Origin of the sequence: Salmonella sp. JXY0409-18 (genome assembly GCF_020268625.1) — a bacterium.
Taxonomy (GTDB): domain Bacteria; phylum Pseudomonadota; class Gammaproteobacteria; order Enterobacterales; family Enterobacteriaceae; genus Salmonella; species Salmonella enterica.
The window spans coordinates 3472477-3495351 of record NZ_CP084216.1; the positions used below are offsets into that span (position 1 = coordinate 3472477).

The following is a 22875-nucleotide window of genomic DNA, read 5'->3' on the forward strand; positions in this document are numbered from 1 at the left end:
CCAGTGCGGCGCGCGCGCTAAACAGGCATATATTGCCTGCAAAATAAGGTTAACGAGGGCAACGATAAACGTTCCCGCTTAACGTGACATTCGTTTGTTTGCTTGAGCCCGAACCGTGCCATGAACTTCCTGTCTGGCCTGCACGCTGGGTTAACAGGACTACCGTATTACCGCCCATTTTATAAGCTTTGTTTTTCAGATCGTTACGGGCACCCGTTTCCAGGTTACTGTTGGAAGTCCAGCCACCGGTAAAGAAATTCCCCTGGCTGCCCGTGATATCTCCTAAGTAGCTGCATTCCTTACCTGGCTCGCTGGTCATCACCCGTACCTGTTCAGCGCCATAATTCAACGAATTAGCACTACATGCGGTTAAAGCCAAGCCGACGAAACATACTAAGATCTTTTTCATACTAATACCTGGTCTATTAATCATTAAATAATAACGCGTTCTTGCTTCTGAACGCCGTCAAGGAACTATATTTAAGATGTAACGAATGTCTTTCATTTGCTGAAGAAAAGTCTCTGTCATGATGCTATCATGTATGCTTGAGGCTATTTCTTGTTCAGTTTTTTCAATATGCTCTCTGAGCCTTATTTTTGTTTTTTCGTCAAGCGCCGAGATAAGTATCTTAATGGCAAGCAGCAAAGTAGGATTGATGCTTTCACACTCTCTCATCGTTAACTTTTTCATCTTGTTTGCTTCAAGCCTGATCGGCGTTTTTGTCTACACGGCAAATTTTAGATGCGAAGATATGGCGACTTCTTTGGTAAATAAATAGCAAATGGAAAAAGCGTTTGAAGCCATATTTACGACAGATACGCAATCTATGAATGTACAAAGTCTTACGACTCATGCCATAGCTACTGGCGATCTGACTCATCGACTTTTTATATAAAAAGTGCCATAACAACTCCTCCTCCTTTTTTGTCAACGGCGCAAGTTCACCGACCGCTACATCGTTTGCACAAGCGTATTTAATGAAATGTTCAATAAAAACAGGCTTTGCCAAATCGGGATCGATATCAGGATCTCTATCGCAGCCATGTGGATAAAGTTTTCCAATATCTCTGCGCGTGAGCCAGATCCGACGAGCATGTGGATAATGCTGCATGAGCGCCTTAAAACCTTTCCAGACCCCCTGAATCAAAACTCGTCCATCAATAATAATTATGATATCTTCGCTAGCTGATATCTGACACGAATTATATTCTCCATTGAGTGGGAACATAAAGCACTTCCCATCCTCAAAGAGTGAAGCGATGCCTAAATAAGTATAATAATCATCCGTTAAAACTATACCTATCGTTTTTAACGGAAGTTGTTCCGATAGTGAATTTATCATAATTTCATCAATAGAATAACGCTACGGTGAGTGTTTTATCTTCCTCTTAAGATTACCTGAGCGATAATAACCATCCCTATTCTGTAGCAGCGCCATATTATTTTTAATTCCTTGCCATAAACGTAACGCTTATACTTTTAATATCAGAAGCGATAACCTACGCTGACACCAAATGTATTGGTATCCACAGCGAAGAAACGACTGGCTTCCCATGATGCATCGATAGATATACTCTTAACTGGATTAAATATTACGCCAGCGCCGTAGGCAAAGGAGTCTTCTTTTGAGTGTTTATTAAATTTCATCGTCGCTATACCCGCATTGCCGTACAGGCTCACATAGTCATTAAAACGATATGTTGGTCCAAACATCAAAGAACCATAGTCCACAGAATCGGAACCATTTTTATGCAACTTCCCCTCTTTCCAGGTGTAGTTCTCCATTTCATTGCGCGTCGCGGTGAATGAGCCTAACATCCCCCAGGTCTCATTGAACTCGTAACGATATTTAAAATTAAAGCCTCGCAGATCTTTGCTATCGCTATTTTTCAATGAACTGAGATGAGTTTGTGCATAACCAAACGATACGGTGTGCTGATCGTTAGCCAAAGCTAAAGGTGACGCTAATAATAAACCTAAAAAAACAAGGAACGAAGACCGTCTTTTCATTAAAACCACTCCATTTTTGATATATAATTAAGGCGGTACCGGAACTTATGGCACACAAATAGCATTTAGATTAAGAGCACCTAATGCGCTTATTACCAGTCATGCCAACTGCGGAGGTAATATAACCTGATATATTCGATAATGGATATGAAATCAGTCTTACAGAGTTCTTACTTTTTTATTAATGGCGGATTCATAGTTGCTTCAGACCCGATCCTGGCATCTCATCCGTCAGGCGGGCTGCGAGAGGTTATCAGCGAGTATCAGTCACCTCCCTGAAGAGTCAAAAATTAATAAATAACTGTTTTATATACATTTTAATTAACATTCAAGTTAACCTTTACCCTTGCGGAGGGCAATTTCGCAACTCGTATTCTGACGCATTCAGACAACATTCAGATCTACTGCGCGGTACAAACGTTATAAAGCTGCCGATTAAGAGAATAGAAAAAGGTTTTCTCACCCACTTTAGATATTCGAATCTCATTAGCCGCTTCCGGATGCAAAACCCGTAAATGTGATAACAGATCGCCAGCCGTGTCCGTGGCAAAGACTTTTACCTGGGATACTTCGAACGTATAAACACCAGGCGCTGTTCGATGTAAATTTTTCATATACACGTCCCGGTATAATATTTTTACACCGTTATCTTTTGTTTTTATTTCATATTGAAGCGTAATTCTCTTCATCTTAAAATCAAGAACAAGACTGCCATCGGCATGGATATCTTTAGGCTGTATCGTCGTTACCGTTCTTGTCGTACATAAAAATTCATTAGTATTAATAGAACTATGGTTACTGTTTCGTACCCAAACTACCATCAGTACGACTGAAACAGCCAACATACCAAGCGTCGCCACGCTTAATAACGTTCTTTTATGGAAATGCATTTCGGCTCCGCTATATCAAGTTGGTTAAGACACTGGACAAAAATATTTGTATTAGGAACGCGAATGTAATAAATGATTTTTCCGTTTTGTTTATGTATTTCATTACTCATCTCGGAGTACGCTTCAACGATATCCGTCAGATGGGTTTTATCATGCCCGACACTATAAAAAGTGTATCCATCATACGAACCCTGGAGGGTAAAGTAATCAATATTTTCACCCTTAACTTTATACATCATAAAAAACATCAGAAGCGCGGCCAGGCAAAAGTAGAGCCAATCTTTTTTATTCACAGCGCCCGGTATTGGGGTAATAATAGTGTCATCGCGCCGCACTTCAACCGTCGATAATTCTGTTTCAGCAACAGCAGGCAACGGCGTATTTTGCGCCTCATCACTCAACGGTTCAATGGAAACTGAGAGTAAAACACCCACGCGGGGACGAGTCACAACAGACGCCCCCTTAAGACCAATTTTATCAAATGATCCTCGTAGCTGGTTAATCAGTTTGTAATAACTGGCATCAGAGACCACGACACCTTTGCGCCCCCAGACATAGTTAATTAAATCATCTTTTTTAAAAAGGCCTTCATGAAAAGCGATAAGCAAACTGCGTTCCGATTCAGATATCGTTATCGACTCTCCGGCGCAGGAAAGCGTCATTCGTTCACAATCAAGAATAACTCTTTTGTCAATCAGATAATTGTTCTGACTCATAAAAATATCCGCCCCAGTGCTATCACGTTTCTTCACGGCATAAACATATTACCAGGATATATCGCGCTATTGAATTTTTTTCCGTAGCGAGCTCCTGTATTATTCAGCCACCAGGCCGCTCGCGGATCCGTTTTCCCCCTTGAGTAAACCATTTTGCCTCTGGGCCGACTTGCCAAGCCAGCTCATAAAGTCATTAGCCCCCATCGGCCTGGCATAAAGAAATCCCTGAACGAATCCTACCCCGTGGCTTAAGATGTAACGCAATTGGTGCTGGGTACTGACCCCTTCGGCAACCACATTAAGCCCCAGTCGCTGACTCAGCGTAATGATAGTATCCAGGACAGGAACATCATCGCTGCTGGTATCAATGGTATCGATAAACGTTCTGTCTATTTTAAGAGAGTCTACAGGTAATTGCTGGAGATAGGAGAGTGAGCAATAGCCGGTCCCAAAATCATCAATCGCTATTAACACGCCTTTTTCACGGAGCGTTGAAAGTTTTTCTGCGACCTGTGAAGGTTCTACAATCAGGCTACGCTCGGTGAGCTCCAACATAAGCGTTATCGTTCCCAAACGAGTCCTGAGCGCCTCTATATCTTGTATAAAACCGTCATCCATAAGATGCGCAGGCGATATATTTACGCTGATATAGAAATCATCCGGTACAGTCCAGTTTATCACGTCATGAGCAATCAGTTCGAAGAGATGACGAGAGAGTGGAATAATCATGCCTTCATTTTCTGCGGCGGTAATAAAAATATCCGGGGTTATAAAACGGCCATCCGGTTGCGGCCAGCGCATTAGCGCCTCCACGCCACCGCAACTACCGTGTTTAACATTAAAAACAGGTTGATAATGTACCGTAAACTCATTGTGCGTTATTCCCCTGGCAATCTCCCGGGCCAGAGATAAACGTTTTAAATACCAGCGCCTGTAGAACAACATCATCCCTACAGAAAGACACAATGACAGCGGAACAAAAATAAAAAGGTTTTGTAACCAGTATGCCGATAACGTTGAGAAAGGGGTTCGTACCATCAGCTGGATAGTGTGATCGGTTGAGGTGAACCGCTGCGTTAAAAACGCCTTACCGCGCAACGTCGCAGCGCTTGTAATCGCCTCCCCTGCGCCGAATGTCAGGCTAAAGGCTGATGCTCTCTCTGCAGCCAATATCTCCATGAGCTCCTGGACATACTGCGAATCCACAATGACGAAAGCCGCTTTATTCGCTGCTACTTTTTTCACATAAACCACAACAAGGCGATTGGGTCCTTCGGCCATACTACCGATAGATCGCAACCACCGTTCCGGATAAGAAGCAGGTAAAGAAAGCTCTGCCAGCCGGGAAAAATGATAGCGTTCGGTTCCTGTGACAAAGGAGCAAGTGATATCACCATTTTCCAGAAACCCAATGTCACGGACATAAGGAGTGAAGGCCCGCGTTCTGGACAGTTCTTTCAGCGAGTCAGTACAGGAACTCTCAGCCAGTCTGGCGGCTTTTCCGGCGACTTGCCAGGAGGCGGCAGATATATCCGCGCTAAACCGCAGCAGCGTATTGGCGCTGACGGCGATATCTCGTTTTAGCTGGAATATACCCGCGAGTAACCCCACCAATATCATTACGATCAGTGGAACGGCAATAAACAACATCAGAAATAACTTTCTTACTTTCAAATCATTGCCCTCTTACCGGCCTTCCTTTTGCCACTGTACGCTTTTATAGGATAACTAAAGTAACATTAATATAGAAAAGCAATATTGAGAGATAGGTTATACGTTCTTAATGATAGCAAGATGGCACTCCCTGTGCCGAAAATAGACAAGAAAATATCAATACCCAACAGGTGCAGGATACTATCGTTAAAATAAGCGATAGCAGATATCTAAAATACAGACGCATTCAATATGTTAGTCTGATGCCAGGTTCGCTGCCTGATGAGGCATAAATCACGGAACGAATTCCCATCAATACAGGGGTTATTGGCTACAACTCAACGTTACTACTGGTGGTACACACATTATACAAATGTCGATTAAGCGAAAACATGTAGGTATTTTTCCCAATTTTGACCATCTTTAACTCATTAATCGTACCAGGCTGTAACAGTCTCAACCAGGAAAACAAATCGCCAGCAGTATCAGACTCAAAAGTCTTAACTGAATTGACTTTAAAAGTAAATGTTTTCATACCCGTTCTGCGCAGTTTGCTGATGCAGATATCACGAAAAAAAAGCCGTTTCTCTTTCGTATCGGTAGTAACATCGTAGTGTAGGGTAATCCTGCCGGATTTAAGATCCAGCACAAGTCCACCATCCATGTACAATTTTCGTGGTTCAATATACGCTTCTGATTTTGTCGTGCATATAAGATTATTGGTTCTATAAGAGTCACGATTTACCCACTCAAGCGCTATTATCGATCCGATTGCGGCAATGGCGATAAATATTACAAATATAATCAGTAACGTTCTTTTACTGTAATACATTTTGGCACCGCCATTTCAACAGGATTTAAGCATTGCAGAAAAATATTCATATTAGGCTCCCTGATATAATAAAGATGGCGTCCATTTTGCCGGTAAATTTTAATTTTTAGAGAGTTAAAAGCAAAAACTACTTCACTTAATGTGACCTTATCCTCTTTTGTTTTGTAGATTGCATAATCATTATATTCGCCAAGATATGTAAAACAACTATCAGGGCTGTTACGAACAGGCGCTTTATATATAGTAAATACACCATAGAGCAATGCCAAAAGAATGGCTCCTGTTAATACCACAAATACGCTGTGACGTTTAATTTTGTAAAATATGTTCTCCCGAGTCAGGGTGCCTTTAACGTTTTCATCACTCACCTTTAGGGAGGTGATTTTTTTTATAGGTTCAATGGCAACAGACAGCGACACCCCCACCCGAGGGCGAGTTACGATATCAGATGACTGTAGACCGATGCTACTAAAATCATTTCTCATTTGATTAATGAGTTTATAGTAACTTGATTCTGAGACGCAGCCTCCACGATTTTCCCAAACAAAATGAATAATATCTTCTTTTTTGTAAAGACCATGCCAAAAAGCAAGAAGCAGATGGGTCTCAGCTTCTGATATTCTGATTATCTCATTACCATGCGATAAGGTCATCTTCGTACTATCAAATACAACACGCTTATCAAGTAAAAATATGCTTTCATTCATGACAATCCTAAAGGTAACTGCATCCATCATTCAGACGACATATTATCATGCTCAAAAAAGAATTCAGCCCCCTACTTAACCTGAGTTTAACTTATAAGTCTCACTTATAGTAAACAATAATTGACACAAGTATTACCCGCACATTACAAATCAAACAGTTATAGGTAAATCTGAACACTTTTCTTTACCTTAACGCAAACTCAGGAAACTTCTGAAAGGCCAAAAGTAAGAAAAAGTAAGAAAAAAGTAAGACTAACTATACTGTTTCAGAAGCACATTTCAGAAAATTTACCTTAATCTCACCATCGTATTATCCATCGGGAGGTTTAACTGATACGGATTTACATAGCAAAAATGTGCAGGTTTGTATTGCAACATAGTCTATCTATTCAGACGCGGAGAGAATTGTTATCGGATTACACTCAATCAAATGATAACACTATCAGTTGTACCAATGAGATGTATGCACGAAAGCGCTTATCGCTCTATTTCATGATAAGAGAAATAAGTCTGTTTGTTTTATATCGCATTATCAATAGTCAGGAGGGTATAGCTCACATCCAAAAATAGAGTTAATGATCGTTATTTTTACCACTCCTCCATAAGCACGAAACATTCGGGCGAATTGCACTCGGCCTGAAAAAGTAAAGATTAATACAGGAACATTATCATATGTCTATGAAAATGTATTTAGCAATGATCACAAGCTCACTTCTTGTCTCCAGCAGCGCGATGGCTGTTTCTGATAACACCATCACCTTTCAAGGGGAAGTCTCTGATGAAACGTGCTCTGTCGTGATTAATGGTAATCAGGCTAAACCCGTCGTGTTATTACCAACAGTAAGTACTAAAGATTTATCAGAACAAGGGAAAACCGCGGGGCCAATAACGTTTGATATTGGGCTGTCCGGGTGTACCGGCTCTCAGGACAAAACAACAAAAATTTCCACCGTCTTTGTCGGTAATCAGGTCACCAGTAACGGTAACCTGGGTAATACTGGCAGCGCGAAAAATGTTGAAGTCCAATTACTCGACACCTCAGGGGAGCCAATCAATCTGACCGGCGGCTTTACTGGCGACGGCGACCTACAGCTGGAACCAAATGCTTCTGAAGCGAGCGCGACTTATACCGCGCGGTATTACTCTACCGGGAAAGCAGAGGCTGGGACAGTCGCTGCCACCCTACAATACGCCGTTTCGTATAAATAATCGTCGCTACGGTCTGGCGTTGAAACGCCAGACCATTTTCAATCGCCAGGGAGTTGTTGAGATGAAAATGGATACCCGACATTCCGCATTATATTACTTAATAGTTTTTCTATTCCTGGCCCTACCCGCCACAGCATCGTGGGCGAGCGTTACTATTTTGGGTAGCCGAATAATTTACCCATCAACAGCCTCCTCCGTAGATGTGCAGTTAAAAAATAATGACGCAATACCTTATATCGTACAAACCTGGTTTGACGATGGCGATATGAATACCAGCCCGGAAAATAGCAGCGCGATGCCGTTCATTGCCACGCCGCCGGTATTTCGTATTCAACCCAAAGCAGGCCAGGTTGTACGCGTAATTTATAACAACACGAAAAAATTGCCGCAGGATCGTGAGTCAGTATTCTGGTTTAACGTATTACAGGTACCACCAACGAATATTGGCAGCGACAGCGGGCAAAATAAAATGTTGGTGATGCTGCGCTCAAGAATAAAACTTTTCTATCGTCCTGACGGGCTAGGTAAACCTGATAGTCTGGCGAAAAAACTACAGATTAAAACGGTAAATAAGGGTTCCGGAAAAAACGGTATTGTTATTGTTAATCCGCAGCCCTGGTTTGCCTCTTTAAGTAACCTGAATGTAAAAGTGAACGGCGCTTCGTATAACCTGGATGCTGACATGATTGCCCCTTTCTCCAGTCAAACTTGGTGGCTGCCGGGCAAACGGTCACTCAAATCCTTCTCCGGTACAGTCACCGTTACTTTGGTTAACGACCTGGGCGCAAGGATAAGCGAGAGCTACGATGTCCCCCACCATTAATTTGAACCGCAAAAGCCTTGCGCTATTGATCGCCATAGTTTGCTCAGGCTCCGCGCAGGGTGAAGAGTATTATTTTGATCCCGCGCTACTTCAGGGAGCCACTTACGGACAAAATATTGCCCGGTTTAATGAACAGCAAACGCCTTCCGGAGACTATCTTGCCGACGTTTACGTTAATGGCGCGCTGGTAACCTCGAGCACTAATATTCGATTTAATGCTGTAAAAGAGGGTCAACAGACTGAACCCTGCCTGCCCTTATCGGTGATGAAAGCAGCACAGATAAAATCACTCCCCGCGACCGACGCTACGACCGAGTGTCGCCCGCTCAGGGAGTGGGTACCTCATGCCGGCTGGCAATTTGATAGCGCCACGCTTCGCCTGTTGCTGACGATTCCAATGACCGAACTTACGCACAAACCGCGCGGTTATATCTCCCCTTCAGAGTGGGATAGCGGCGCGCTGGCGCTGTTTTTACGCCATAACACAAACTGGACCCACACCGAAAATACCGACAGCCATTATCGCTACCAATACTTATGGAGCGGTTTAAACATGGGCGTTAACCTCGGACTTTGGCAGGTCCGTCATCAAAGTAATCTGCGCTATGCCAATAGCAACCAGAGCGGAAGCGCCTGGCGCTATAATAGCGTTCGAACCTGGGTGCAAAGACCTGTCGCGTCTATTAACAGTATTCTGTCGCTGGGCGATAGCTATACGGACTCCAGCTTATTCGGCAGTCTGTCTTTTAACGGAGCTAAACTAGTCACCGACGAGCGGATGCGCCCGCAGGGCAAACGCGGTTATGCGCCGGAAGTTCGGGGCGTAGCGGCCAGTAGCGCGCACGTGGTAGTAAAACAACTGGGGAAAGTGATTTATGAAACCAACGTTCCGCCGGGCCCATTTTATATTGACGATCTGTACAACACCCGTTATCAAGGCGATCTGGAGGTAGAGGTTATCGAGGCCAGCGGTAAAACCTCACGTTTCACCGTGCCTTATTCTTCCGTGCCGGATTCGGTACGTCCCGGTAACTGGCACTATTCGCTGGCCTTCGGCAGGGTCCGTCAGTACTACGATATTGAAAATCGTTTCTTTGAGGGAACGTTCCAGCACGGCGTTAATAACACCATTACCCTCAACCTCGGTTCACGAATTGCGCAGCGTTACCAGGCATGGCTGGCGGGCGGCGTCTGGGCCACGGGTATGGGCGCGTTCGGCCTCAACGCCACCTGGTCGAATGCGCGCGCAGAGCATAATGATCGCCAACAAGGCTGGCGCGCGGAACTCAGTTACAGCAAAACGTTTACTACCGGCACTAACCTGGTACTGGCGGCTTATCGTTATTCAACCAACGGCTTTCGCGATCTTCAGGACGTGCTCGGCGTACGCCGGGAAGCGAAAACGGGGATTGATTACTACTCCGACACGCTGCATCAACGCAATCGCCTGTCCGCGACGGTAAGCCAGCCGTTAGGACGGCTGGGCTCGCTTAACCTCAGCGCCAGCACCGCAGACTACTACAATAACCAATCGCGTATAACACAGCTACAAATGGGGTATAGCAACCAGTGGCGGAATATAAGCTACGGGGTGAATATCGCACGACAGCGCACCACCTGGGATTACGATCGCTTTTATCACGGCGTCAACGAACCACTGGATGTGAGTAGCCGACAAAAATATACCGAAACAACAATGTCGTTTAATGTCTCTATACCGCTGGATTGGGGCGAAAACAGAACCTCTGTCGCCATGAATTATAACCAGTCCAGTCAAAGCCGTTCCTCAACCGTATCAATGACGGGCAGTAGCGGTGAAAACAGCGACCTGTCATGGTCGGTTTATGGCGGCTACGAGCGTTATCGCAATAACAATAGCGATAGCAGCGCGCCAACGACGTTTGGCGGTAATCTACAACAGAACACCCGGTTTGGCGCACTTCGCGCCAACTATGACCAGGGTGATAACTATCGTCAGGAAGGGCTGGGCGTATCCGGCACCCTGGTACTCCACCCTGGCGGTCTGACGGCTGGCCCCTACACCAGCGATACCTTTGCGCTCATCCATGCCGATGGCGCACAGGGCGCGATCGTACAGAATGGCAAGGGCGCTGTGGTTGATCGCTTTGGTTACGCCATTCTGCCTTCGTTATCTCCTTACCGCGTCAATAACGTTACGCTCGATACCCGGAAGATGCGCAGCGATGCCGAACTGACGGGAGGAAGTCAGCAGGTTGTGCCCTATGCCGGCGCCATCGCGCGTGTCAATTTTGCCACTATCAGCGGCAAAGCGGTGCTGATCTCCGTGAAAATGCCGGATGGCGGCATACCGCCAATGGGCGCTGATGTTTTCAACGGTGAAGGCACAAACATCGGAATGGTCGGCCAGAGTGGACAGATTTATGCCCGTATCGCCCATCCGTCGGGTTCTCTGCTGGTACGCTGGGGAAAAGGGGAAAATCAACGTTGCCGGGTTGCCTACCAACTCGATCTTCACACAAAAGAACCGTTTCTCTATCTGAACAAAATCTGCGAGAAGGAATAGCACAATGCTTTTTAGTTTCCGAACGCTGTTGTTTATCACCAGCCTGTTCGTTAGCGCCGGAACATGGTCGTCATGTATAAAAGTCATCGATAAGAGCGCGCTCTCTGACGCGGCGATAAAAGCTGGCTACACGGCGCAAAACTGGCTCGGCGCAACTGACACGAATACCGGTAATATCGGTTTACCAACGGTGATTAGCATCAGTAATAGTGAAAAATTTCAACCCTCCGGCACACTATTGGCCAGTGGGATCGGTAACTTCCTGACAGCCGCCACCAGAACGCCCTATTCCAGTAAACAGGTACTTTACCGCTGCGATTCCGCCGATGCCGGGAAGCTCTATGAGATGTATTCGACAAATGGCGATAGCGCTTTTGCGGGAGCATTTTCCACTTCCGAAGTGGAAGGCGCCTATTATGATGTGGAGCGTAATGTTGCTGTCCGTATGACAAACCTCAGTACCGGCGAATATTACAGCCGCTTCTGGAAAGAACGCCAACTTACCGCAGACAGTTGGTTTCAGGATGACAAATATATTTATATTCCTGCCAGCGCGTTTAGCAACGTGTTATATGAGATGTTTAAAATTGACTCAAGAAAATATTTTGTCTACCAGAATCCAATGAACCGAGATACCTGGACGCAGCCTCGGGGTTATATCGCGTTTAAAGGCCCAGGCTTGTTTACTGAGCAGATCAAAGCGGAACTAGATCATGCCAACAGTTATTATGGCTGGCCTTGGGAGTGGCCCGGGGCATGGAGTACCTATAATAACGTCACGTATGTTCGCGGCGCGTTATGTAAAATCACAGATTATCCTGCGATCGTGAAAATTCCCCCTGTCGCCGTCGGCGTATTAACCGCCGGGGGCAGTAGCCAGGCACCTTTCCACGTCAGCCTGGAATGTGAGGCCGGCGCCGTGTCCAGTGCCCTCCAGACCACCCGTGCCGCCAATGTCGCAATGGGGTTTGTCGTTAATCAACCAACCGCCGTAGCGGCGGCGCGTCGCCTGGGACTAACCACATCCGCAGGTGGTCTGTCGTGGCTACTGGACACCCATTATGGCGAACCTGGCGTAGCTTCCGGAGTGGGTATCCGCATCTATAACGATGCCGGTACGCCAATTAACCTGTTACCCGATCGGATCAAGACAGGCACTGGCAACGCCCGAGGCTGGTATGGCTATAAAGATTTAACCACACGGGTATCATCCGGTTCAGTAGAAACCTACAGCGGTGATTTTACTGCCTCGCTTGAGGCGATCGGCGGACAAACAGTAACGGCAGGAAGCGTGAATGCGCAATTACAGGCAGTGGTTAGTTTTCAGTAAAGTCATATTAACGCTACTCTGGTTGACGGGATGGAATGGTCAAGCACAAGCCGCCGTTAATATTGACAGAACCCGAATTATTTTTGCTTCAGATGATATCGCTCAATCGTTGACATTATCCAACGATAATACAACGCCGATGCTGTTACAGGTATGGACCGACGCCGGAAACATTGACGCCTCTCCGGATAATAGCAAAACGCCGCTGGTGGCGCTGCCGCCGGTATTTAAAATGCAGCCAGGAGAACTGAGAACGCTTCGCCTGCTCCTGAGTTCCCGCCAGCAGCTTGCAACGGACCGGGAGAGTCTCTTCTGGCTAAACATTTATCAGATACCGCCAGTCACCCCGGGCATTAAAAACAACCCGCGAAAACTGGTATTACCGCTTCGTTTGCGGCTAAAAATTTTAATTCGCCCGACCGGATTAAAAGCGCCAACGGAAGCGGAGGAGAAAAAATTACGCTTTATTGCTAAAGAAAATACTATACGGATAGTTAACCCCACCTCGTGGTATATGAGTTTAACGCTAACGATGGATGACAAGAAAAGTATCGGCGATATCATGGTTGCGCCGAAAACAGCACTTGATGTGCTGCTAACACGCTCGCCAACGCCGGGAGCATCGATAAATTATGCAGTAATCAATGACTCCGGGAACTGGCGACAATATACCGCCATACTGGAAAAATATATTAATAAGAGTGATTTTATTCCTGAGTTTTGATGGGAAATATTCAGGGATACGGTCGTATCCCTGAGACAAGCCAGACTCAGCATGTACCATTGTCAAAAATAGCATTAAGCTGATATTTTACTTTTTGCACGGCATCTTTGTTCTGTTGAGTACCCTTCTCCTCAACAGACATATCCCATACGTTTTCATTATCTGACTCAATTAATGTGTAGAACGTATTATTATTACGCATCATATAACCGCGAAAATTATTTTCGATGCCCGTTGTCACAGGCTTAGCAGCCCCTGAAATAACAGACCTCGTCTCTTTATTGAAAAGCTGGTATTGAATATTTGCGCAGTTTAAATCACAGGGAGAACATTTAAGATTTAAAACAAGCAGTATCGTGTTATTTTCAAAAACAAGGGCATAATGATTGCTGACAGATGAACATAACGGGAATAGCGCGAGAAGGAGAATTATTATCAATTGCATATTTTATATAGACTCCGTCAAAGAAAACTTTCATTTCACTTGTTCTTCTGTTAACTACCCCTTTCATTTCACGCCCCTGAGAATAGCGAAAGGCATACCATGCAGAACGAATGCTTTCCGAGCTGACGTCCTCATAGACATTTATACCATGCTCAGCAAGTATGCGAGAAAGAAAATGAGAAGATTGTTATGACAGAAAAGGTTGTAACTACTTGATTGAAATGGTGCGATAATAGGAACAAGACAGACAAGTAACTTGTTGTAATTTAATAAAATTAACAAAATAAATTTTCATTATGCCCCCATTTATACCCCCTTTAGCAAGGGGGCACTTGGCATAATCTAAAATGCTTTTCCCTGTACTATTTTTAGATAAGGCCTGTAAATGAATGGGATCTTAAGTAAAGAGTCATTTTTAAAGGAACGCAGGTCAAAAAAACCAATTTCAGAAAGCTTTGTGGCAATTTCAATCGTTTCCTGCTCGTTTTTTTGCCAAACTGCAGAAATTGAAGATATACTATGCTCTGCTTTTTGATTTTCTAACAATAAGATACTGTCTTTAAGATCAGGATACTCTGCAAAAATAGTTTGTTCTAGTCTTACCTTTGAAACTTCGAGCGTGGAGTTTTTTATAGCAGCTCTACTAACAATGTTTGGTGGCTCAACTTTGTTATTGCTAATATCTTTCTCTCTTTGCTCTTGCAATAACATCTCATTATAAAAATGTATCAATTCCCTTGGCGCGACTTTACCTAGCCCATCTCGAACGCGACTTAATACCCAATCAAACGTATCCGATTGTCTTTCTCCCACATCAACCTGTTTTGGGAAGAGTGTATAATAAAAATCAATTTGCTTTTGGTGATCCGACTTTATTTCATTAGCATCCACACCCAATGCTTCAATAAGCTCTTTATTTTCAAGTGCTCGCATTACAATTAGGTTCATCAAATTTTTTGATGACCACTCTATAGTATTAGTCCTTGTTATATGGCTGGCTTCACGGAATCCATCATCAGTGATTCGCTTCCAAATATCATCCCTTAAAAAAATTTTAAGAAAGATACAATCAAACTCTTCAAGATCACGATAAACTTTGAATAAAGCTCTTAATGCATTTTTTTCTAAATTTATACTTTGGTCAAAAGCCACATCCAGCCTGTCGCATAATAACCAGAAAGTTAATTTTTCTTCGGTAAGAAAATCATTTAATTGTTCTAATAACTCATCCAATGAAGAATAGCCGTCCTTTTTCATTTGGCCGTCGGGAGTACGAAACGTTATTTTTCCAGCCACTCCACCTTCTAAAGTTGCCCCGCCCTCAAGCGACTGTACATCCGTTAATTTTTTGGCAAAAGATTTGGCCATATTAACAAGACGTCTTAATGTGTTTTTTTCTTCTATGAGACCCGCAGTAACTAGTTTATCAGCAATTTCTCTGGCGATGCCATGGCATCGCCCATTTTCGATTAACCAATTGATGATCAGCTGAATAAAATAAACTTTCCACAACGTAACAAACTCATTTTCAGCAGTAGGTGGCTCATCATTAATATCGGAAAATACCGTTTTTCCTGTAGGTCTTTCTACAGAAACTAAAATTGTATTCTTATCGAAAAATTCTTTATTTCTTTTTAAAAGAAGAGTGTAGAGGGCACTTTTACCAGAACCTTTAGCCCCAAAAATAACATCCGATTTTCCGCTATAGAGGGAATGCCATTGTTGAGTACTTATAAAATAATTTGATAGTTTATCTGATTCATTCTCAGCCACTCTATCACCAAAACTGATATTATCAAGATCCATTTTCATACCCTTTGGTTACTAACAATTTTCCTATAAATTATATTAATTTACTTGCATAATCAATACTGCACTTCAGAATATAACGACAATTTAATTGTAAAAGAGCTTTCTTAATACATCAATTGTTACTTCATAATGAGAGGAAAAACCTACTACCGAACAGACCAAAATCGCACTACACCGCACCCGCCTGCGGTTTTCATATCACTAAAATTTTTCAGTTGTGATTTTTTACAAACGATATTGCCAGCCCGCGCCCGTTCTGGGGATACTCTGCGAGACCGGAACTGAAAAGAATGAAAAGAAATTCAGCTTTTTTCAGTTTTACTGTCCGTAGTATCTATGGCCTGAATACGCAACTGTATGATATTAAATGGATAATTTATTTTAGGTGTGTGATTTTATGAAGGCTCGTAAAACGCGAAAAATATAACCATATGAAAAATAATAACTTTATATCCTAATTAACTGAAATCCTGTGTTCAGGTTCCGGGAACGGATCGGCCATTCCCGACGCATACTTTACCCATTCTTTTGCGCAGCCAGCAGCAACTTTAAAGCCTTTTCCCGTTCCTCGGGTGGAATTGCATCAATTAGCTCTTTAACCCTTCCCTGCCCGTTCAGCGCGCTTGGACTAACGGAATGGGAGAAAGCAACATTCATCACAAACGAGTGACCGCACTCCACATTAGAGCAATAGCAGTACACATCGTACAGTTGTGGGTGTTTCCTGTTTGTTTTACCTATCCGCGCTACTGCCTGACATGTGGGGCAGTACATTCTCATCATCTTCATCGTTCTGTGCCCTATACTGTTGCCCGCCAGAAGAAGGGATTTGGATCCCTACCTCTTGTTCTGAACGTGTAACACTGGTAACACGTGTAACGCTATTGATTTAAAAGGATTTAATCTGTTACCAGTTAGCATAATCAAGAGGTAACGTGTGGTAACACACCATTTTTTGTTACCAGTGTTACCAGTCAGTATTTTTGACTGGTAACACTGAAGAACCGCATCAGTAACGGGTGTTACCTCTGTTACCAGTGTTACCTCATAAAAATAAGACTCACGCGATAATTACTCAGGTTCGGCGCTTCCCAGTACCTGTGTATTGAACTGGTACACACGTTTAAGCCCTATTTCTGGCAGGCGAATGCTGTTTTGCGTCCGGCCATCTTCACCGGGTTTCAGCCAGCCCGCGTCCACACACAACCTGGCCACCTTACGCGAGTCAAATCCCTTACAGATCTCCTTCCAGCCTGACGGGAGAACGTAGAACGTAACAACCGGCTCCGTCACGTTATCTCCTTTATCGACTTTTCTGAATCCCATCATTGAAACAGGCCGGTTCCTGTCGTCATTCCAGTCAGCAAACCGACTGAACTGATTACGCGTCATGAAGTCCCGTACCTGTTCAAGTGCCGCTTTATCTTCCTGATTAGCTGTATGGCCCCGGTCAGCCATCCATGCAGCCAGACAACGTTGAGCGGCACGAAAGGCCTCTCCCTCCGGCCATCCTGTGATGCCCGCTTTTGTGGCCAGCTCCCCGGCCATAGCAACCAGAGCAAAACGGGTAACAGCCCGGCCAACCTGATTCCCGGCATTTTCCGGCGTCAGCCTTCGGGTGTACTCTTTCAATAAGGCTTTCGCCTGGCTGGTCAGTTCCGGCAGATCAGCGGTCAGGCAATGCAGCCAGTCGCGGAATGGTGCACCATGATAATGCGCTACGTGCTGCTCAAGATGCTCAGCCAGGGTTTTCCCGCTACTGAAGCCATGAAGTTCTTCAAACACGCCATACTTGCCCGAATCGCTTGGGATCTGGATCATTCTGACCTCAACCCCGGCATACGTACGTTCCCCGGCGCTTGCCGCATGTTCCACCAGTGACAGTTCCCCGGTGGACAGAAACAACAGATTCCAGCGGTTGGTTTCCCTTACCGAACCATCTGTTCTGGCTCTGGCTTTGCCCTGCCCGTTAGCCAGCATATAAGCGATATTCCCCGCCTCCCTGCCGTCAACCTCCCGGATTTCATCCAGCATCAGCGTGGCATCATTGCGGCGGCTCGCCGTTCCTTCTAAAGCATTCCCCGTCGCCCGCCACGTATGCCAGAAATCTGTTCCACCACATACTGATGCAGCCACTTTCATCGTCGTGGTTTTACCGTCTGTTGATTCCCCTTTGAGGTGATAACCTCCACCGCCGATACCAACCAGTTTCAAAAGGGGGGCAGCAAATGCCAGACTCACCGCAAAGGCAAGACGGGCATTCTTTATGCAGTAACGGCCTATATTTTCGCGCCAGTCCTCTGATGTGCCGCTGACACGAAAATCACGCCCCTGCACACTCGATGTTTGTAAGATGACTGACTGGGCTTCGCGCCCTATCACTTCATCCTGGAGAACGTAAACCCCGCCGTGCCAGCCCGTTTTATTCACACAGGTTACTTTTCTGTCCGGTTTACACAGCGAGATATATTCCATCAGGAATGCTCTGGCCATGCCGTTAATGTTGATGTACGAAAGTCCGTTAACCAGCAGAACGCGGCGCAGCTCTTCCCCGCTGCCACCCAGCATCTCCATCGGCATTGCCCATTTACGGCTGTTTCCGTTGGTATCTTCCCATTCCAGCAAACGCCCGTAATTACTCCCATCAGCATCACTGGTGATTGCCGTCACCCGCAGCGGACTGCAAATTTTGATATTACGTATCTCCGTATCGCCATCAGACTTATTAACCAGCTTGTCGTACCACAAATATTCTTTTGTCAGCCGGAACCCTTCTGGTAAACGGGTCTGCCCTTTACCATGCAGCGTCATTTCTTCCCGAAAGGCATCTCTCGCCCGTTCTTTCCCCACTTCCTGCCGATAATCATCCCAGTCAGCCTTATGGCGTACCGGAGGGAGCGTTACCCAGCCATCCACCGCTTTGGCGGCTTTCTCTGCCTGAATACGCCCGGTGTTTTCTTTCCCGTCAGCCAGATCATTATCTCCGGCCAGAATGATCCGGGTTTCCGGCCAGCGTTTTCGGATCTGCTCCGTCACCTTCAGTAAATTAGTGGCAGCGACAGCTGCCACGATCCATCCTTCAGTCAGCAGACTGACGGTAAGCGCCGTGGCAAAACCCTCAGTGATAATCACCTGTTCAGGTGTTTCAGCGGGTATATCGGTCAGGGCAATGAATGCGCCAGACAGCTGGCTACCTGGCAGCAGACTTTTATCCCCGTCAGGATTGATAAGCTGACCACCGGTAATATTCCCGGAGATATCCGTCAACGGCAGCAGTAATGAACCGGAGGAAAATGTTATTCCGGCCAGATTCAAAGGCTGTGACAGCAAGGGAAGTGAATACCCGTGTAAGCCCTTGTTTGTCAGATAGACCGGCTCACCATTGCAGGACTGCTGTCTGAGTCTGGTATATCGCTCCGCACCCGCTTCTTTTCCTGCGGCCTTTTTCCTGGCGGGCAAAACGGGCTTCTCCTGTATTTCTGGTAATGCAAGCGCCTCAGATACCATCCCGGCGGCTTCTTTTATCTTTCTTCCTGTCACCAGACGAACCAGATCAAGACCATCGCCATGACCGCACTGATTACAAAACCACGTCCCACGCCCCGCTTTATCGTCCAGTCGAAAGCGATCTTTGCCACCACAGGCAGGGCAAGCCCCATGATGTCCTGCGGACGGTACTTTGATACCTAATGCTGACAGGATATAAGGCCAGCGCCCAATCGCAGCCCCGGAAATCGTGGATACAGACTGTGTTTTCACAGCAGCACCTCCTGACCTTCCGGCTTCACAAATTCAAAACCTTCGGGTAGTTCGCCATCAGGTGCACCGAAAATAATATCCCGGTAAACCTCACGCATCTCTGTGACACCAAAAACTGACAGGCGAATATTTTCTGACATAAAGCCTGGTTTAAGCATTTTTTCCAGTTTCTCTGCGGCCAGTATGCAACCAGCATCAGCCCCAAACTCATTCACCCACGGCATTTCAATATGGTAAATAATATTGCTCACCACTTTTTCGTGGGTGAGTTCTATTCGTTCGCCATCTTCAATATAAACAGGTTCATTATGAACACGCTCCATTAAGGAAATGAATGCATCAGCAATGTAGTACCGTAAGACCGCTGTTCGTAAAGCATGCGCCTTTAAATTTTGATTATTATTCATCGCGCATCACTCCCTTAATTGTGCTGGTTTCCTTAACAACGCCATCCAGTTGTTCGGCAATACATGCCACTAAAGCCGCAGCGCCTTCCGCTGAAACCGTTCTCGCTCCATTCACTGTGGGAACGGACAGGACCTCTGCAAGAAACTCACTGGCCAGTGCCGCCCGTAACAGACGACTCTCACCCAGTTCGCTCAATATGCAGCCTTGCTTAAAATTCATGGATTTCATGCAACCACCTCCCCGGCGTTTTTCACAGGGATACGGGCAACAAAGCTCAGGATAAATTCAGTGGCAAGTTTAAGGCGTGCAGCATGTTCACAGTCTGCGATTACACGCACAGGACGTGGACGGGCATCACGGTCTGTACGGCGGACAGCCAGAAAGACAAAGGTAAATTCAGGGTGAGATAAAGCAGGGACTGTAGCCATAATAGCAACCTCCGTTAGATAGCGGGTAACGCTACCACCGGAGTTTCCACGCTCATGGGTGGTAGCCCAGACGGGGGTGGAAATACCGGCTCTAACGGATACCGGCCTGACCGAGGTCAGCCCCGCCTGAGCCACCATTACACGATAGCTACAACAGTAAAGAAACCGCTGTACAGGTAACAGGTGCACAAAGGCAAAGACACAAAAAAAGACGCATGGCGCGTCTGGTGTCGCCGTTAGATTACTCGGGTTTCCACGCCCGGCTGCCGATTTTGCGGCAACCTTTAAACTATATCCCGCGCATTCCTGGTGAGGCAAGAAATTTATAACCGAAAACTGATGATTGCCTGGATTAATTAACGCTGGCATGCTTAAGCCTCTGCTTAAAAATAGTTCTTCATTTTTCCTGATGCTATAAACGAGACCCGCCTCTGAGCGGGTCTTTCTGTCGCTAAGTCAATCCGCAAACGTCAGGGCGCTCTCATCGACAGCCGCGTACAGTTCAGGTTCACCGAGTGCATAGCCTTCATTGCGCAGGTAGGAATGCACGTATTCGCTGCTTTCATCATCAAACTCAGCACGAAACCAGCGTGTTATCGCCTGAGTGTAAATATGCAGATTATCCAGCGTTGTTACTGCCAGACGCTTACCCGGCATAAACGGGGGAATAAACGCAAAGCGGCCAGCAACAGAACTTGTAGCCATCTGTGCAGCATTCACATCAGCCGGGCGGTCTGCGGCATTAAATAACTTCAGGCGTTGATGTGCTGCCAGCTCTGCCCCAACCAGTACAACCAGACGGAGATCTTCACGAAACTGCTCAGCAATAAGCTCTGTAATCAGATGGTTGGCCAGCGCATCAATATTTTTCCAGGTGCCAGACTCTCCCAAAGTGACAGGCTCAGAGATGATTTGCTTCCCGTTCCCATAGGCTTTCGCCAGTGCATGCCAGCCAATATTGACATCCTCTCCTTTTTTATTGATTTCCGGGTTTGTAGTATTTGCAATCGACACACCATTGAAACCGATCCGCAGCATATCCAGCGCATATGCCTGGGCAAAAAAGCTCTCAACCGTTTTCTCAAACTCATCCGGCACGCCGGTATGGTAAATATGAGACATATCGGAATAGCTGATCCGGGCGCAGGTATCCGTCTCTGTCAGAAAGAACTCCGTACCATTGACTGCCATTTTTTTGTGGAAACGGCCACCATCCACACGTCCGGTATGCAGTTCACTGGCACCAATATTGACGGCATTACCTGACACGGCGTTAACATCACGTAGCGTGATATTTTTAATAAGCCACCCGGATTCCAGAATTGAGGTACGCAGTATATTTTCAGTGGGTTCGCTTAATGCAAAGCGTCTGTTTGATTCCTCCTGATAGTTAGTGCCAGTAACGAATTTATTATGATAACGACGTGCTGCGTCCGGCCTTTCAGTTTTAAAGGCATACATAGTTTTTCACCTTTTAATTTTTAAGAAAAGAGTTTGTTTTTATAGTCAGTAATTTGATTAAATCTCACAGCATGTTCAGCATACTCATGATCGCTTATCACAGTACGTAATATGGAATTTTCGGCACGATAATATTCTCTGTAAGCCAGTGCTCTGTTAAGCCCTCCTCTTTCCAATACGTACCGATCTGTAGGAATAGTACAACACTCAATGATATGACTAACTGCACTCTCTAGGGAGAATAGGGCATCGATGATAAAACGAATATCACGAATTAAGACCGCATCATAAATAACATCAATAAATTCTGTTGGCGATGAAAGCGGTTTGGTAAATGAGTTCAGTAATCTTCTATTGATATCCTTACCTATATATTCAGCTTCATCAACTAACATTCCCCCAAATCCTCTGAAGATACCCACTCGTGTTTGCTGTTCTTTCTGCCGCAAAATCGCAGAACGATAACGTTGTTCACAGGCAGTACGTTCTACTTTAAGAGTGTTATTATTTTTTACTTCAGCAATTGTTCTGGAATTGACATTACCCCCTGCGTTTTTCAAAGAATATTCGGCCGCAGAAACTTCGCGCTGTCTGAAAGATAGTTCTTCTTCCTCACAATGGCACATTTTCTCAAATCGACTCATTAAAAGATTGATTTCGTCTGCTACAGCCTCTGTATCAGGAATTGTCAGCCCAGTTAAAGAGCGTAGTTTCTCCCCCTTATGGCGCAGTTTATTTAACATAAAAATTTCTATAATTCTTATGATACATGCGGAATCACCATATGCATCTTTGAAGATGTTAACCTTATAACTATCTAATAATGTGACACTTTCGCTTTTCAGAGAAGGATAAAATGGTTTACTCTCCCCCACAGATATAATGGAAGTCATATTAGTCCTCATTAAAAAAAGTATTTAGTTAGATGTGTGACTATCTCGCCATGCATAATAATCGCCAGCACGCCAACGAGACATACGCCCTAATTTAATTGGCTTAGGGAACCGTCCTAGAGAAATTAGTTTATAGATCCACTTGTCGGTAAATAAACAATCGGAAGTGATGAACTTCATATCAATTAATTTATCGTATGAAGGACGTTCGGCTTGATTAGTCATCTTT

The 22875-nt window shown here is 45.1% G+C and carries 23 protein-coding genes and 1 pseudogene; 5 read left to right on the forward strand and 19 right to left on the reverse strand.

Features of this window, described 5'->3' with window-relative positions; all coding sequences use genetic code 11:
• Positions 1-49: 49 nt before the first annotated feature.
• From LDB27_RS16985 to LDB27_RS17025, 9 genes and pseudogenes are all read right to left on the reverse strand, one after another.
• The gene (locus LDB27_RS16985) at positions 50-409 is read right to left on the reverse strand and encodes a DUF4156 domain-containing protein (protein ID WP_000722978.1); all 360 of its coding nucleotides are present in this window, start codon (positions 407-409) and stop codon (positions 50-52) included.
• A 57-nt stretch (positions 410-466) separates the two neighbouring features.
• Positions 467-691 (reverse strand): membrane protein, encoded by a 225-nt coding sequence (locus LDB27_RS16990; RefSeq protein WP_000737124.1) that lies wholly within the window; start codon positions 689-691, stop codon positions 467-469.
• A 10-nt stretch (positions 692-701) separates the two neighbouring features.
• A complete protein-coding gene (locus LDB27_RS16995; protein WP_000610824.1) occupies positions 702-1343 on the reverse strand; it encodes a helix-turn-helix transcriptional regulator in 642 nt (213 codons plus the stop codon).
• Between the two features lie 143 nt (positions 1344-1486).
• Positions 1487-2011, reverse strand: a complete 525-nt coding sequence (locus LDB27_RS17000; RefSeq protein ID WP_000830237.1) for an Ail/Lom family outer membrane beta-barrel protein — start codon at positions 2009-2011, stop codon at positions 1487-1489.
• Positions 2012-2412: 401 nt separating this feature from the next.
• Positions 2413-2901 carry a hypothetical protein gene (locus tag LDB27_RS17005; protein WP_000545418.1) on the reverse strand — a complete coding sequence of 163 codons (489 nt, stop codon included), beginning with the start codon at positions 2899-2901 and terminating at the stop codon, positions 2413-2415.
• Positions 2874-3617 carry a transcriptional regulator gene (locus LDB27_RS17010; RefSeq protein ID WP_023233109.1) on the reverse strand — a complete coding sequence of 248 codons (744 nt, stop codon included), beginning with the start codon at positions 3615-3617 and terminating at the stop codon, positions 2874-2876. Before LDB27_RS17010 ends, LDB27_RS17005 begins: the two co-directional genes overlap by 28 nt.
• A 99-nt stretch (positions 3618-3716) precedes the next feature.
• Positions 3717-5291: an EAL domain-containing protein gene (locus tag LDB27_RS17015; protein WP_074177094.1), complete on the reverse strand. Its 1575-nt coding sequence runs from the start codon at positions 5289-5291 to the stop codon at positions 3717-3719.
• Between the two features lie 510 nt (positions 5292-5801).
• Positions 5802-6102: pseudogene (locus LDB27_RS17020) on the reverse strand (hypothetical protein).
• On the reverse strand, positions 6075-6809 hold the full coding sequence (locus LDB27_RS17025; protein WP_063916578.1) for a winged helix-turn-helix domain-containing protein: 735 nt from the start codon (positions 6807-6809) through the stop codon (positions 6075-6077). Before LDB27_RS17025 ends, LDB27_RS17020 begins: the two are co-directional and overlap by 28 nt.
• Positions 6810-7481: 672 nt before the next feature.
• On the opposite strand from LDB27_RS17025, the gene LDB27_RS17030 reads away from it, so the two are divergent.
• The 5 genes from LDB27_RS17030 to LDB27_RS17050 all read left to right on the forward strand — a co-directional run bounded on the left by LDB27_RS17030 (position 7482) and on the right by LDB27_RS17050 (position 13440).
• Positions 7482-8018: a fimbrial protein gene (locus LDB27_RS17030; protein ID WP_063916560.1), complete on the forward strand. Its 537-nt coding sequence runs from the start codon at positions 7482-7484 to the stop codon at positions 8016-8018.
• Positions 8019-8079: 61 nt separating this feature from the next.
• The gene (stbB, locus tag LDB27_RS17035; protein ID WP_225519874.1) at positions 8080-8841 is read left to right on the forward strand and encodes a fimbrial biogenesis chaperone StbB; all 762 of its coding nucleotides are present in this window, start codon (positions 8080-8082) and stop codon (positions 8839-8841) included.
• Positions 8825-11386, forward strand: coding sequence for a fimbrial outer membrane usher protein (locus LDB27_RS17040; RefSeq protein WP_063916561.1), 2562 nt, complete (start codon positions 8825-8827; stop codon positions 11384-11386). Before stbB ends, LDB27_RS17040 begins: the two co-directional genes overlap by 17 nt.
• A 4-nt stretch (positions 11387-11390) precedes the next feature.
• On the forward strand, positions 11391-12716 hold the full coding sequence (gene stbD, locus LDB27_RS17045) for a fimbrial usher protein StbD (protein ID WP_063916562.1): 1326 nt from the start codon (positions 11391-11393) through the stop codon (positions 12714-12716).
• The gene (locus LDB27_RS17050) at positions 12682-13440 is read left to right on the forward strand and encodes a fimbrial assembly chaperone (RefSeq protein WP_063916563.1); all 759 of its coding nucleotides are present in this window, start codon (positions 12682-12684) and stop codon (positions 13438-13440) included. The genes stbD and LDB27_RS17050 overlap by 35 nt, the downstream gene beginning before the upstream one ends.
• Before the next feature lie 46 nt (positions 13441-13486).
• Here LDB27_RS17050 and LDB27_RS17055 read toward each other — a convergent pair whose 3' ends face one another.
• From LDB27_RS17055 to LDB27_RS17100, 10 genes are all read right to left on the reverse strand, one after another.
• Complete coding sequence (locus LDB27_RS17055) at positions 13487-13885, reverse strand: hypothetical protein (protein WP_063916564.1); 399 nt, start codon at positions 13883-13885, stop codon at positions 13487-13489.
• A gap of 342 nt (positions 13886-14227) precedes the next feature.
• Positions 14228-15691 carry a P-loop ATPase, Sll1717 family gene (locus LDB27_RS17060; protein WP_057517209.1) on the reverse strand — a complete coding sequence of 488 codons (1464 nt, stop codon included), beginning with the start codon at positions 15689-15691 and terminating at the stop codon, positions 14228-14230.
• Between the two features lie 522 nt (positions 15692-16213).
• Positions 16214-16486 carry an ogr/Delta-like zinc finger family protein gene (locus LDB27_RS17065; RefSeq protein ID WP_000783295.1) on the reverse strand — a complete coding sequence of 91 codons (273 nt, stop codon included), beginning with the start codon at positions 16484-16486 and terminating at the stop codon, positions 16214-16216.
• 282 nt (positions 16487-16768) lie between these two features.
• The gene (locus LDB27_RS17070) at positions 16769-19456 is read right to left on the reverse strand and encodes a DUF927 domain-containing protein (RefSeq protein WP_057517208.1); all 2688 of its coding nucleotides are present in this window, start codon (positions 19454-19456) and stop codon (positions 16769-16771) included.
• Positions 19453-19863 (reverse strand): hypothetical protein, encoded by a 411-nt coding sequence (locus LDB27_RS17075; RefSeq protein WP_001063903.1) that lies wholly within the window; start codon positions 19861-19863, stop codon positions 19453-19455. The genes LDB27_RS17070 and LDB27_RS17075 overlap by 4 nt, the downstream gene beginning before the upstream one ends.
• Positions 19856-20092: a hypothetical protein gene (locus tag LDB27_RS17080; RefSeq protein ID WP_003838756.1), complete on the reverse strand. Its 237-nt coding sequence runs from the start codon at positions 20090-20092 to the stop codon at positions 19856-19858. Before LDB27_RS17080 ends, LDB27_RS17075 begins: the two co-directional genes overlap by 8 nt.
• Complete coding sequence (locus LDB27_RS17085; protein WP_077945228.1) at positions 20089-20661, reverse strand: host cell division inhibitor Icd-like protein; 573 nt, start codon at positions 20659-20661, stop codon at positions 20089-20091. The genes LDB27_RS17080 and LDB27_RS17085 overlap by 4 nt, the downstream gene beginning before the upstream one ends.
• 87 nt (positions 20662-20748) lie before the next feature.
• The gene (locus LDB27_RS17090; RefSeq protein ID WP_057517207.1) at positions 20749-21753 is read right to left on the reverse strand and encodes a P2 family phage major capsid protein; all 1005 of its coding nucleotides are present in this window, start codon (positions 21751-21753) and stop codon (positions 20749-20751) included.
• Between the two features lie 20 nt (positions 21754-21773).
• Complete coding sequence (locus LDB27_RS17095) at positions 21774-22646, reverse strand: hypothetical protein (protein WP_057517206.1); 873 nt, start codon at positions 22644-22646, stop codon at positions 21774-21776.
• A 24-nt stretch (positions 22647-22670) separates the two neighbouring features.
• The gene (locus LDB27_RS17100; protein WP_071586818.1) at positions 22671-22871 is read right to left on the reverse strand and encodes a helix-turn-helix transcriptional regulator; all 201 of its coding nucleotides are present in this window, start codon (positions 22869-22871) and stop codon (positions 22671-22673) included.
• Positions 22872-22875: the final 4 nt, after the last annotated feature.

Excerpts from the sequence above, each read along its gene's own strand:
- LDB27_RS17065 (WP_000783295.1), bottom strand. The coding sequence starts at position 16,486 with ATGAAGATGATGAGAATGTACTGCCCCACATGTCAGGCAGTAGCGCGG.
- stbB (WP_225519874.1), top strand. The coding sequence starts at position 8,080 with ATGAAAATGGATACCCGACATTCCGCATTATATTACTTAATAGTTTTT.
- LDB27_RS17080 (WP_003838756.1), bottom strand. The coding sequence starts at position 20,092 with ATGAAATCCATGAATTTTAAGCAAGGCTGCATATTGAGCGAACTGGGT.
- LDB27_RS17010 (WP_023233109.1), bottom strand. The coding sequence starts at position 3,617 with ATGAGTCAGAACAATTATCTGATTGACAAAAGAGTTATTCTTGATTGT.
- LDB27_RS17005 (WP_000545418.1), bottom strand. The coding sequence starts at position 2,901 with ATGCATTTCCATAAAAGAACGTTATTAAGCGTGGCGACGCTTGGTATG.
- stbD (WP_063916562.1), top strand. The coding sequence starts at position 11,391 with ATGCTTTTTAGTTTCCGAACGCTGTTGTTTATCACCAGCCTGTTCGTT.
- LDB27_RS17030 (WP_063916560.1), top strand. The coding sequence starts at position 7,482 with ATGTCTATGAAAATGTATTTAGCAATGATCACAAGCTCACTTCTTGTC.
- LDB27_RS17095 (WP_057517206.1), bottom strand. The coding sequence starts at position 22,646 with ATGACTTCCATTATATCTGTGGGGGAGAGTAAACCATTTTATCCTTCT.
- LDB27_RS17060 (WP_057517209.1), bottom strand. The coding sequence starts at position 15,691 with ATGGATCTTGATAATATCAGTTTTGGTGATAGAGTGGCTGAGAATGAA.
- LDB27_RS17040 (WP_063916561.1), top strand. The coding sequence starts at position 8,825 with ATGTCCCCCACCATTAATTTGAACCGCAAAAGCCTTGCGCTATTGATC.
- LDB27_RS17000 (WP_000830237.1), bottom strand. The coding sequence starts at position 2,011 with ATGAAAAGACGGTCTTCGTTCCTTGTTTTTTTAGGTTTATTATTAGCG.
- LDB27_RS17085 (WP_077945228.1), bottom strand. The coding sequence starts at position 20,661 with ATGCCAGCGTTAATTAATCCAGGCAATCATCAGTTTTCGGTTATAAAT.
- LDB27_RS17100 (WP_071586818.1), bottom strand. The coding sequence starts at position 22,871 with ATGACTAATCAAGCCGAACGTCCTTCATACGATAAATTAATTGATATG.
- LDB27_RS17075 (WP_001063903.1), bottom strand. The coding sequence starts at position 19,863 with ATGAATAATAATCAAAATTTAAAGGCGCATGCTTTACGAACAGCGGTC.
- LDB27_RS17050 (WP_063916563.1), top strand. The coding sequence starts at position 12,682 with ATGCGCAATTACAGGCAGTGGTTAGTTTTCAGTAAAGTCATATTAACG.
- LDB27_RS16985 (WP_000722978.1), bottom strand. The coding sequence starts at position 409 with ATGAAAAAGATCTTAGTATGTTTCGTCGGCTTGGCTTTAACCGCATGT.
- LDB27_RS17055 (WP_063916564.1), bottom strand. The coding sequence starts at position 13,885 with ATGCAATTGATAATAATTCTCCTTCTCGCGCTATTCCCGTTATGTTCA.
- LDB27_RS16990 (WP_000737124.1), bottom strand. The coding sequence starts at position 691 with ATGAAAAAGTTAACGATGAGAGAGTGTGAAAGCATCAATCCTACTTTG.
- LDB27_RS17090 (WP_057517207.1), bottom strand. The coding sequence starts at position 21,753 with ATGTATGCCTTTAAAACTGAAAGGCCGGACGCAGCACGTCGTTATCAT.
- LDB27_RS17025 (WP_063916578.1), bottom strand. The coding sequence starts at position 6,809 with ATGAATGAAAGCATATTTTTACTTGATAAGCGTGTTGTATTTGATAGT.
- LDB27_RS16995 (WP_000610824.1), bottom strand. The coding sequence starts at position 1,343 with ATGATAAATTCACTATCGGAACAACTTCCGTTAAAAACGATAGGTATA.